The sequence below is a fragment of the Peribacillus sp. genome, assembly GCF_059453735.1.
The window spans coordinates 1-11841 of record NZ_JAZVJO010000337.1 but is presented as its reverse complement, the minus strand read 5'-3'; the positions used below and the strand labels follow the sequence as shown (position 1 = coordinate 11841).

The following is an 11841-nucleotide window of genomic DNA, read 5'->3' as shown; positions in this document are numbered from 1 at the left end:
GCATATGAAAATGGGCTTACTTTTGAATATATACCAATGGAAATTCATGAAGCGGAACAGGCATTAAAAGATGGTGAAGTAGATGCGGTAACAGGGGTAACGTACAGTACTGAAAAGGATAAAGTATTCGATTTTTCACAGCCTTATTATACGATGTCAGATTCTTTAATTATCCCTATGGATAGTAGGGGTGAAATAAAAAGTATCGAAGATATAGGGGACATGCATGTTGTATTACAAGATAATACTCCAAATCTAAACACCTTGTTAAATTTAAGGAATACTAATCTTACTTTGGTGTCAAATCAATACTCAGGTCTTTTGGTGCTTCTAAATAACCGGTCGGAAGTTTTTATTGGGAATAAATTCACAGCTTCGTTTTTTTTAGAAGAATTTGATCAAGAACAAAATTACCTCATTCTCGATGAAGTAATTAATCCGGCAGATTATGCTATTGCAGTAAAGGAAGGGAATGAGGACCTCCTGCCGATCATTAATCAAACGCTTACAAACCTAAAGGCTAAAGGAGAAGTAAGTGAATTGATTGATGAATGGATTAGTACAGAAACGGAAGCTAAAATTGCTCGTTTGGAACATTTTATCCTCCTTTTATTTCTATTTCTTTTGGTTGGTGTACTTATCCTCATTGCAATTTACATTTGGAATCAAAGATTGAAAAAAGCGGTGAATATTCACACAAAGGACCTCCGGCTATTAAATGAGGATTTACAAAATCAACGGCAGCGGACTGCTGATAGTAATGCGTTTAAAGTGCAAATTTTAAATAATATTGACACGGGTATTGTAACATTCGATATCGATTTTAAGATAACGAGCTGTAATAAACGGGCTTTGGAGATTCTTGAACTTCCCCCAGATGAGAAGTTTAACCTTCAACAGTCATCTATTTTCCTGAAGCTTTTTGATCACTATCGTTTTGCACAAAAGCAAGAAAGTGTTGGAAATTATCGTTTTCTAGAAATAGATGATAATGGTGACCGAAAGGTAATCTATTATTCTTTGAACAGAATGTTTAACTCACTTGATAATCAAGCAGGTTATTTGCTATCAATGAATGACGAAACTGAAAAAAAGAAACTAGAACAAAAGTTGGTTACACAGGAGAAGCTCCATGCACTAGGCCAATTAGTAGCTGGTGTGGCTCATGAAATTCGGAACCCATTAACGTCTATTAAAATGTTCATAGACCTGATTCCAAAAAAATACGATCAACCAAAATTTCAAAAGGTACTTATGGAGCATTTACCTGTAGAAGTGAATAGACTTGATAGGATTGTAACAGACTTGATTGATTATGCACGTCCCAGCTTACCTAATATCCAACCTTGTACGGCCCTCGAGCTGACTTCCTTGCTGGGAATACTGCAAGTAACATTGGATGAAAAAAGGATTGAATTTGAACAGTGCATTGAACCTGACCTTGTTTTTGTGATTGATCCGCAGCAAATTCGTCAGGTTCTACTAAATCTATTATTGAATGCCATGGATGCAGTTGATGAAAGAGAAGTGAAGGAAATTAAAATCATCATAGAAAAAGAGGACTCCAAAACGGGAAAAATTATGATTGAAGATACGGGTAACGGAATAAAGCAAGGGGTGCTAAACCATATTTTCGAACCATTTTTTACGACAAAGGGAAAAGGCGTCGGATTGGGTTTGTCCTTATCTTACAATTTAATAAAAGAGAATAATGGAGATATCCAAGTAAGCAGTAAACCTGATATAGGAACGACCGTCACAGTTCTATTACCTTTATATCAAAAGGAGGAAATTGGGATTGAAGCCAAAAGTACTGATTATTGACGATGAACAAGCAATTTGCACTTCACTTAGCTTTGCTTTTGAAGATGATTATTGCATGATAACCACAACGAATCCTGAAAAAGGCATCGATTTAGCAAAAAAAGAAAGAATAGATATTATTCTGCTGGATCTTCGGATCGCAAGTTACAATGGGCTGGACGTTTTGCAAAGAATTAAACAAAATGACCCATCGGTTACAGTCATCATGATGACCGCATATGCTTCCATTGAAACATCTATTGAAGCAATCAAAATGGGCGCCTATTATTATATTGAAAAACCGATTAATATTGAAAAATTATCATTGCTTTTATTAAGAGCCTCTGAGTTTAGACAAATATCAAATAAGCTGGAATCACTCAATGAAGAGCTAGAACAAAGGAAGGGTTTTAAAGACTTTTTAGGCAATAGTAAGGCGATGAAATATGTATTTTCGATGATTGATCGGATTAAAGATATTGACTCTTGCGTCTTGATTTCTGGAGAAAGCGGCACTGGGAAAGAACTAGTTGCAAAGAGAATACATTTTTCCGGGAAACGTAAGAACGGTCCATTAGAAATTTTGAATTGTGCAGCCATTCCTGAAACATTACTAGAATCAGAAATGTTCGGTTACGAAAAAGGAGCTTTTACAGGGGCAACTCAGTCAAAGGAAGGAAAGTGGGTCGCAGCAAATGGAGGTACGCTATTTCTTGATGAAATTAGCGAACTGCCTCTTTCTCTTCAAGCTAAATTATTGCGGGTAATCCAAGAACGTGAAGTGACACCTCTTGGATCTAATAAGAAAATTGCGCTAGATGTACGAATTTTATGTGCTGCCAATAAAAACATTGGAAAAATGGTCCAAGAAGGGAAGTTCCGAGAGGATTTATATTTCAGATTGAACGTCATTCCTATTAAAACACCGCCACTAAGAGATAGAAAAGAGGATCTTCCACTGTTGATTGATTATTTTCTCGAAAAGTATTGTAAAGAGATGAACAGAGAAAAGAAATCTTTTTCCGCAGCTGCCCGTCGACTATTACTCGAATATCACTATCCGGGAAACGTTCGGGAATTGGGAAATATAATAGAATACTCCGTAGCGCTTTCCATTAATACAGTCATTGATGAGGGAGATATGCCATACTACATTCTGGAGAAAAAGGAAGGGAGTGAAGAGGTTTCTGTTTATGATGAAAAAAGCATGGTCATTCCAATAGGTCTCTCAATGAAGGAAATTGAGAAAATGGTGATTTCCGGAACTTTTAAATATTCCGGTAAGGATCGCCAAAGAACCGCGCAAACTTTACAAATATCTGAAAGAAGCCTCAGGGATAAAATTAAACTATATGAAATCGGAAATAGCTAAAGAAAAAATGTTAATCCGGCAATTTTTGCAGGAGTTATAGGAAAAACTTGCCGGATTATGTGGACAAAATGTTAAATATTTTAATGAAAGCGTATACAAAATAAAGGTTCTGAAAATTGGCACAATAATTGCAAGAGTTATCTCTATGAAAGGAGGACAATCTTTGAAGACAGTGGCATTACTAAAAATACTGTTCCTTTCCGTATTTCTTTTGTTTGGTTGTGTAAAAGGACAGCAAGAATTATTCCCCAACGATAATCAAACATTTGCTAATCCCGCAGAGGAATTCACTGGAACTAAAACTCCTTTTGTGATCGCGACGGGTGATATGTCAGGTGTCTATTTCCCTTTAGGGCAAACAATGGCAGACCTATTACGGAAGTACAATGGAAAAGCTTCAGGAACACAAGTAACGGACGCTTCGGTTCAGAATACAAAACTAGTGAGCCAGAAACAAGCTGAATTAGGATTCAGTACTGTGGACGTCCTTGCTTTGCTGGATACGGATAAAAGGGAGATACTTGCACTTACCGGTCTTTATTCTAACTTCATCCATGTAGTCACAACGAATAGAAATATTCAATCCTTAGAGGATTTACGAGGGAAAAGAGTAAGTATTGGAACGGCCGGAAGCGGAACAAAGTTGCTGTCTGAAAGGATATTGAAGGCTGCCAATCTATCAAACAATGAAATGGATGTATCTCTGCTTTCATTCACACAATCTGCAGACGCTCTAAGAAACGGAACAATTGATGTCGCTTTCTTTTCTTCTGGTTTACCGAACCCAGTGATTGTAGAACTAGCTTCAGAGATGGAAACTTCACTTATACCGATTCCAAAAAGTATTGCTGAAAGCCTTTATCAGGAATATGAAGTTTACAGACAGGATGAAATTAGCGGTCAAACATACGAAGGCATAGAGAGTACATCTACATTAGCAGTGAAAAATGTCCTTCTTACTTACCCGGATATGCCAAAACAAGATGCTTATCTAATATTAAAAACCTTATATAACCATTTGCCAGAATTGCAAATCTCCCGCCAAGAAACGATTGAAAGCAACTTGACAGAAGCAACTGCGGGAGTTCCAATACATTTTCATCCTGGAGCAGAACAATTTTTCAAAGAAATGATTCCTTAGAATTACATTCAAATTCAAAAATAGGAGGCAAGTGAAAATGAAAAAAATCCTTACATTAATGTCTATCGCTTTTCTGATTGTATTGTCAGCTTGTAGCGCTCCCACTCCGCAAAAGCCTGGAGAGACAGCTAATACGGAAGCGGGTGGAGATGGAGAGAAAACAATCACCGTTGCTGGAAATGGAGGGGTAATTGAAAGAACAATCCGGGATGTCATTGCTCCGAAGTTCAAAGAAGAAACCGGTATCACTGTCAATTATATCCCAGGACTTTCCGGTGAGATTTTATCAAAAGTAGAACTACAAAAGAATGCTCCGAAAATTGATATTGCCATGTTTGTGCCAACCGATGTACATCGTGCAAAGGACAAAGGTCTTACAGAAACAGTAGATGAATCTAATGTGCCTAATATGAAGAATATCGATTCGGATTATGTGGCAGTCAAGGGTGCGGGCGCTCCTGTTTTTGGATTAGTCATTGCACCTGCATATAATACTGAATCTTTTAAAGAAAAGAAATTGAAAGCAATTAAATCATGGAATGATCTTGCTTCCGGACAATATGAAGGAAAGACAGCTTTTGTGGATATATCCAATGACTGGGGATTCAATACTTTATATGCGCTCGCAATGGCTAATGGAGGAAGTATAGACAATGTTGACCCAGGATTAGAAAAAGCAAAAGAGCTTGCAGGTTATTCAACAACATTTTATAAAAACTCGACTCAAGTAATGCCTGCGATTCAGCAAGGTGCCGGGGACGTGACAGTCATGGGGAGCTATGTTATTGCCGATTTAGCGGCGTCAGGCGTACCGCTTAAAATGGCGGTTCCAGAAGAAGGCGTGCCAATACAATCGTTCAGTGCTGCTCTTGTAAAAAATACCCCTAAGGAAGAACATGCACAAGCATTCATTGATTTTTTAATCAGTGAAGAATCGCAAGGTTTGATTGCAGAGCAAGGCTTCTATCCGGTTGTGGACGGTGTAGAGCTTCCGGAGAAATTCGAAAAATCGATCGGATTAAAGGAAACGGACAAAACGTTCAAACCCGACCCTTCTTTGTTAGCCGAAGTTCGTGCTGAATGGTCCGATCGGTGGGCAAAAGAAGTTGTTCCTGAAATAGGTAAATCACTAAAATAGAGCGGAGGGATTTAATATGAACGCAGCTACATTTGATGTAGAGGTAAAGGGTGCGAGGAAGCAGTTCGGTTCCAATATTGTATTAAATGATATTGACCTGGAAGTAAAACAAGGCGAGCTCTTAACATTGCTCGGTCCTTCAGGTTGCGGAAAGTCGACCACATTGAACCTAATTGCGGGATTTCTTGAAGCGGATCAAGGAGATGTCTACATCAAGGGCAAAAAAGTGACAAAAGTGCCTCCATATAAGCGGGATTTGGGGATGGTATTCCAAACTTATTCCTTGTTTCCTCATATGACTGTACAAGAAAATCTGACTTTCGGACTCAACCTTCGGAAAATAACGAAAGCAGAACAAAAAAAGAAAGTAGACCGCGTCCTTGAACTTGTTAAGATGTCCGGACTCGAACAACGTTATCCAAGGGAATTATCGGGAGGTCAAAGACAGCGGGTGGCAATTGCTCGTGCACTTGTGGTTGAACCAGAGCTGCTTCTGCTTGATGAACCTCTTTCCAACCTGGATGCAAAATTACGGCATGAACTCCGGACAGAGATTAAACGATTACAAAAAGAGATTGGAGTAACAACAATCTTTGTTACCCATGATCAAGAGGAAGCCCTTTCTTTGTCTGATCGTGTAGTGGTCATGAATGCCGGGAAAATTGAACAAATCAGTACACCTACCGGCATATACAACCATCCTGACACAGAATTTGTATTTCAATTCATCGGAAAATCAAATTCTTTTGAAGGTGAGGTAGCGGGAACAGAGAATAGGCAGATTACAGTGAAGGTAGGGAAAGAAGTTATTCATGTCGATTCTGCAAATGTTATTGGTGAGGATCGTTCAGTCCGTACCGGAAATGAGGTGAAGCTTTATATTCGCCCTGAAAACATTCATATTTCCTCTACCAGAGAAACTTCATCATCCACACTGGAACTTCAGGCGGCTAAAATCACTCAGCTTAATTATCTTGGCACATCATGGGAAATCGCAGTATCGTTACAAGGGAAAACGATTCAATTATTGACTAATTCTTTTGATCCAAAATGGCAATACGGAAGTGAGGTGTATGTTGGATGGAACCCGTCAGACATTATGCTGATCAAGAAATAAATAAACCGCCAAGAATAAAGCAAGCACCGCCAAGGAAGCCGAAAGTGAAAAAGAGAAGGAGTTGGATAGCTGGCCTTCTTCTCTTAGTCCCCATCCTTTTATTTATCTTTGGATTCTTCATTGTTCCTATGCTATATATCTTGTATTTAAGTTTCATTTCAACCAATGATTTGAACGCGTCCGACGCTGTTTACAGCCTGCAAAACTATATCAATTTGTTTACCGACAGCTACTATTTATCTTCGATGTGGCTTACAGTGAAGATCAGTTTATATTCTGTACTTGTTTCTCTAATTCTTGGTTATCCAATAGCATTGACGATGGCGAAAAGTTCACCGAAAATACGCGGATATATTACTTTGTTAATAGCTTCTCCTCTTCTGGTCAGTATTGTTGTACGTAACTTCGGCTGGTATTTATTGTTATTGCCGAATGGAACCGTTAACTCTACATTAATGAGCTTAGGGATCATCAATAAGCCATTGAATCTGTTATTCTCAGAAATTGGTGTCATCATCGGTCTGTCAAACGCCTATTTGCCTTTCATGGTTTTGGCAATTGTGACAAGTTTGTATAATATCGATCCTTCATTAGAAAAAGCGGGAGCCATCCTCGGGGCGAGTCCGATGCGCAGCTTCTTTTCCATTACGTTACCTCTCAGCCTGCCTGGTATTGTCTCAGGCTGTGTGCTTGTATTCAGTTTATCGATGAGTGCCTATGTCACTCCGGCATTAATGGGTGGAGCGAATGTTCCTGTTATGCCTGTTGTAGTATACGATCAGATAAACAACCTGCTTCAATGGACTTTTGGTTCAGCATTATCGTATATCCTTTTAGCAATAACACTTCTATCCGTATTCTTATTTACACGTGGATTTGAAAAAAGTAAGTTTAAGGAGGTATTCCGATGATGAAAACGCTTGGAAAGTTACGGTTGCTCCTTGCTGTTTTGGGGATCATCTATATATTGATACCTTTACTTGTCGTCGTCCCTGCTTCCTTTACGAGTGCAAATTATCCTAGTTTTCCACCACAAGGCTTCTCACTTCAATGGTATACGATGATATTAGAACGACCTGAATTCATCGAAGCTTTCTTTAATAGTTTAAAATTTGCTTCTCTCGCTGCCTTTTTTGCTGTTTTATTCGGCACATTAGGTGCACTGGCTATCGCAAAGTATGACATTCCTGGAAAAGCTTATATTACAGCAATATTGACAGCTCCTTTAAGCGTGCCTCAGTTAGTATTGGGGATTGCCCTGCTCATTTATTTCACACCTATGATGCTTGCCGGTACATCAACAGGCTTTTTGATTGCACATATTATCATCTGCATCCCGTATGTTATTCGCTTGTTATTAACTGGCTTAAGCGGATTTGACTACAATTTAGAAAAAGCCGCAGCTATTCTTGGCGCCAATCCTTTCATTGTATTTTGGAAAGTGACCTTGCCGCTCATCAGACCGGCAATGATTTCTGGGGGGTTATTTGCATTCTTGACCTCTTTTGATAATGTCACGGTCTCATTGTTTATGATTTCCCCTGATATGCGGACACTACCGATTGAGATTTTCTCCACGATGCAGGATGCATACAATCCACTGGTAGCCTCTGTGTCGAGTGTTGTCATTTTCATCTCTGTCCTATTAATCGTACTTCTTGAAAAGATTCATGGAGTCGGAAAGGTATTCGGAGGAGCCCAGCATTAGAAAATGAAATGAAAAATAGCAAAGCCGGCCGTTTTACTTATTTAAGCAAAATGGGCGGCTGTTTCCATTCAGGAAGAATGATATTTCAAATACTCTATACATCTATTCACAGATGCTTGCGGTGCAGTAAGAATTGGAACAGAAGTCTGAACTTGAAGGGCAATATGATCCATACTGTACTGTGAAAGGACAATTACATCCACATGTCCATCCATTTCCTGAATCATGTTACGGACTCTTTCATCATGTTCATCTTTTCTTCCTTGAAAAAGCAGATGAATAATTCCTGGCTCAACGAGAGAATCAATGATGCAATCCGGTTTCTTTTCTCTTAGATAATCCATAAGGACACCTGGTGTTTCTTTAACGGTGGAAATAATACCGATTCGTTCATAGGCAAGTGCTTTATCCAACATGGCTTCATCTGATCGGAAAATTTTCACCGCATACATTGGCTGCAAAATCGATGTGATGTTATTAAAAGCGGAACAAGTCAGTAGAATACAATTTACTTCAGATTCAGAAGCGAGATTTAGCAATACTGTAAACCTGCGAATGATTTCCGGTGTTAAGCCTCCGGATTTTTCCATCATGGAAAGCAAATTGGTATCCATAAAGTGGAGCAGTTTAATCTCAGGGGCGGCTTTCTGAAAAGCTTCTTCAATGGGCTTTAGGGCGGAAGTCGTTGCGTGGACTAAGGCTACTTTCAACATTTATCATCCTCTTTCATTCTATTTATTTCATTATAAATATATTTTTAGTCTCGCTACAACGAAATAAAACAGGTATATGTCCAAACAGCAAGTTGATCCAAAGACAAGGAATCGATATTTTTACCAACGGGAGGTCAGGGTCTTGATAGAAGCAGAAATCGAAAAAGAAATACGCCAAGTGGTCAAGGACAATCGTAGAGTGCTTACAAATGAAGCGGATCTTGCAAGTTATTCATATGATGCTTCTTTCGGTGTTTTTCCACCGGATATTGTTGTGCAACCAATTGCTACGGAAGAAGTCGTCGGAATTGTCAAGGCAGCGAATAAACATAAAACTCCGATTTATCCAAGGGGAAAGGGAACCAGCTTAAGCGGGGGACCTTTACCTGTTCATGGAGGGATTGTTCTTGATTTTTCAAGATGGACAGATACGTTGATTATTGAACCGGATGATTTAATCGCCATTGTTTCCCCAGGAGTCATAACAGCTGATATTAATAAAATGGCCAAACAATATGGTCTAATGTATCCTCCTGATCCAAGCAGTTCCCATGTGTCAACAATTGGCGGGAATTTAGCAGAAAACGCCGGCGGCCCGCGTGGACTTAAATATGGGGTTACGAAAGATTATGTGCTCGGCTTGGAAGTTGTTACTGCGGACGGTGAAGTCATCCAAACTGGAGGTAGAACCGTCAAAAATGTAACCGGATATGACTTAACGAAACTAATCGTAGGTTCGGAAGGGACTTTAGCGATCATCACAAGAGCGATCTTACAGTTAATACCGAAACCCCAGGCTACAGGAACTTTAATGGTTCTTTTTGATGATTTGATTATTGCTGGGAAAGCGATTTCCAGTATCCTGAATGGCGGGATTTTACCGTCTAAATTAGAAATAATGGATCAAGAATCGGTGATTGCTGTAGAACAATTTGAACCCTCAGGCTTACCTATCGACATTGAAGCGCTTTTGTTAATAGAATTGGACGGACATCCTGCGGCCATAGAAGCGGAATCTAAAAGAGTAAAGGAAATCTGCCTGGAAATTGGGGCTATTGAAGTAAAAACAGCTGAAACTAAAGAAGAAGAATTGGAACTATGGAAGGCACGGAAGCTGGTTTCCCCAGCAATAGTCAGAAGAAAGCCAACAAAAATTTCAGAAGATGCTACTGTCCCGCGCAGCAGGATTCCACATATGTTTCAACGTTTAAAGGAAATAAGAGAAAAGTATCAAATCGATTTGGTTGTGTTTGGCCATGCAGGAGATGGAAATTTACACCCAAATATTATAGCGGATAAACGTGATATCGAAGAAATGAAACGAGTTGAAAAAGCGGTCGAGGAGATTTTCAAAGCCGCAGTGGAGATGGGCGGTACATTGTCAGGGGAACATGGGATCGGAACGATGAAAGCCCCGTTTATGGAAATGGAGCTTGGAACAACCGGTTTAAATATGATGAAACGAATAAAAGAAGCTTGGGATCCAAATAATCTCCTGAACCCCGGAAAGATGTTTCCGGAGCCTGGACAAAGGTTTGTGTTAACGAATGAGTAGAGACAAAATATTAGCCTATGAAGAAACGTTTGCTTGTGTTCAATGCGGGTACTGTTTGCCAAAATGTCCGACGTATGTAACGACAGGTGTGGAAACACAGTCACCCCGCGGGAGGATTAATTTAGTGACATTATTAGCCGAGGAGAAAATATCAATTCAATCTGCAGCTTCCTCCATTGATTTATGTTTAGGCTGCAGAGCCTGTGAAACAGCCTGTCCGACCAATGTTCAATACGGGAAGATTTTGCAATCCGCCAAGGAAGTTATCGCATTAGAGAAGCCGGCATCCAAAGCAGAATCGCTTCTCCTTGAAAAAGGACTGCCGAATAAGAAATGGCAAAAAACCGCCGGAAAAGGGTTGGAATTGGCCCAAAAAACAGGCATGGTATCTTTAGCAAGAAAAACAGGCATCATGAAGGCATTTCCGGAAAGTATTCAGGCAATGGAATCCATTACACCCCTGATCAACATGCCGACAAAAAAAGAAAGAGAATATAGGGTATTGCCTCCTATTGGAAAGAAGAACTATACTGTTGGTTTCTTTGTTGGCTGTATCATGGATGTGATGTTTTCGAAAATCAATGATGACAGCATGAAATTGCTGCAGCTTGCCGGTTGTGAAGTAACCTTGATCGAAGAACAAACATGCTGCGGAGCCCTTTTACATCATAGCGGAAAAAAAAGAGAGACAATCAGATTGGCAAAAAAGAATATAACAGTATTTGAAAATTACGATTTTGATTTCATAGTGAATAGTATCGGAGGATGCGGGGCTATGTTAGTCGAGTATCCGGATTTATTTGACACAAAATCCGAATGGCATTCCCGTGCTGAAAAATTTGCGGCGCGGTGTAAAGATATCAGCGTCCTATTGGCCGAAAGTTCTTTGCCGTTCACCAGAGAAATACGGAAGGTCGTTACATACCAACCTTCGTGTCATTTACAGCATGTTCAAAAAGTCACTGATGAGCCTTATGAATTAATTAAAAGGATTCCAGGGATTGATTACCGCACATTTGAAAAGCAGGACATGTGCTGCGGATCTGCCGGAATATACAATATCGTCCACTACAAAGAATCGATGGAAGTGCTGGATAAAAAAATGGAGCATCTTGAAATAGCAGAGCCGGATATCATTGTGACAAGTAATCCAGGCTGCCATTTACAGATGAAATTAGGTGTAGAGCGCAGCGGGAAAAAAGATAAAATAAGAGTCGTTCACATTGTAGAACTGCTGGCTGAAGCCTGTGAGATTTAATAGTCTTGTTCTTTCGTTCCCATTTCCATCCAGTAA

The 11841-nt window shown here is 39.5% G+C and carries 10 protein-coding genes; 9 read left to right on the top strand and 1 reads right to left on the bottom strand.

Annotated elements, in window-relative coordinates:
- The 7 genes from AC52RT_RS10795 to AC52RT_RS10765 form a co-directional block, all read left to right on the top strand.
- Positions 1–1824: ATP-binding protein (locus AC52RT_RS10795; RefSeq protein WP_495540747.1), on the top strand; the 1824-nt coding region annotated here is incomplete at its 5' end.
- Positions 1799–3175: a sigma-54-dependent transcriptional regulator gene (locus tag AC52RT_RS10790; protein WP_495540746.1), complete on the top strand. Its 1377-nt coding sequence runs from the start codon at positions 1799–1801 to the stop codon at positions 3173–3175. The genes AC52RT_RS10795 and AC52RT_RS10790, both read left to right, overlap by 26 nt.
- A gap of 172 nt (positions 3176–3347) precedes the next feature.
- Entirely contained in the window at positions 3348–4316 is a 969-nt protein-coding gene (locus tag AC52RT_RS10785) for a TAXI family TRAP transporter solute-binding subunit (protein ID WP_495540750.1), read from the top strand.
- A gap of 37 nt (positions 4317–4353) precedes the next feature.
- Positions 4354–5454, top strand: coding sequence for an ABC transporter substrate-binding protein (locus AC52RT_RS10780; protein ID WP_495540745.1), 1101 nt, complete (start codon positions 4354–4356; stop codon positions 5452–5454).
- A gap of 16 nt (positions 5455–5470) precedes the next feature.
- Entirely contained in the window at positions 5471–6571 is a 1101-nt protein-coding gene (locus tag AC52RT_RS10775; protein WP_495540744.1) for an ABC transporter ATP-binding protein, read from the top strand.
- Positions 6535–7482: an ABC transporter permease gene (locus AC52RT_RS10770; RefSeq protein ID WP_495540743.1), complete on the top strand. Its 948-nt coding sequence runs from the start codon at positions 6535–6537 to the stop codon at positions 7480–7482. The genes AC52RT_RS10775 and AC52RT_RS10770 overlap by 37 nt, the downstream gene beginning before the upstream one ends.
- The gene (locus AC52RT_RS10765) at positions 7482–8279 is read left to right on the top strand and encodes an ABC transporter permease (protein ID WP_495540749.1); all 798 of its coding nucleotides are present in this window, start codon (positions 7482–7484) and stop codon (positions 8277–8279) included. The genes AC52RT_RS10770 and AC52RT_RS10765 overlap by 1 nt, the downstream gene beginning before the upstream one ends.
- A gap of 68 nt (positions 8280–8347) precedes the next feature.
- On the opposite strand, the gene AC52RT_RS10760 is transcribed toward AC52RT_RS10765, so the two are convergent.
- A complete protein-coding gene (locus tag AC52RT_RS10760; RefSeq protein ID WP_495540742.1) occupies positions 8348–8992 on the bottom strand; it encodes a hypothetical protein in 645 nt (214 codons plus the stop codon).
- Positions 8993–9137: 145 nt separating this feature from the next.
- Between AC52RT_RS10760 and AC52RT_RS10755 the strand changes: the two genes are divergently transcribed.
- Entirely contained in the window at positions 9138–10547 is a 1410-nt protein-coding gene (locus tag AC52RT_RS10755; protein ID WP_495540748.1) for an FAD-binding oxidoreductase, read from the top strand.
- Positions 10540–11805, top strand: coding sequence for a (Fe-S)-binding protein (locus AC52RT_RS10750; RefSeq protein WP_495540741.1), 1266 nt, complete (start codon positions 10540–10542; stop codon positions 11803–11805). Before AC52RT_RS10755 ends, AC52RT_RS10750 begins: the two co-directional genes overlap by 8 nt.
- Positions 11806–11841 lie beyond the last annotated feature (36 nt).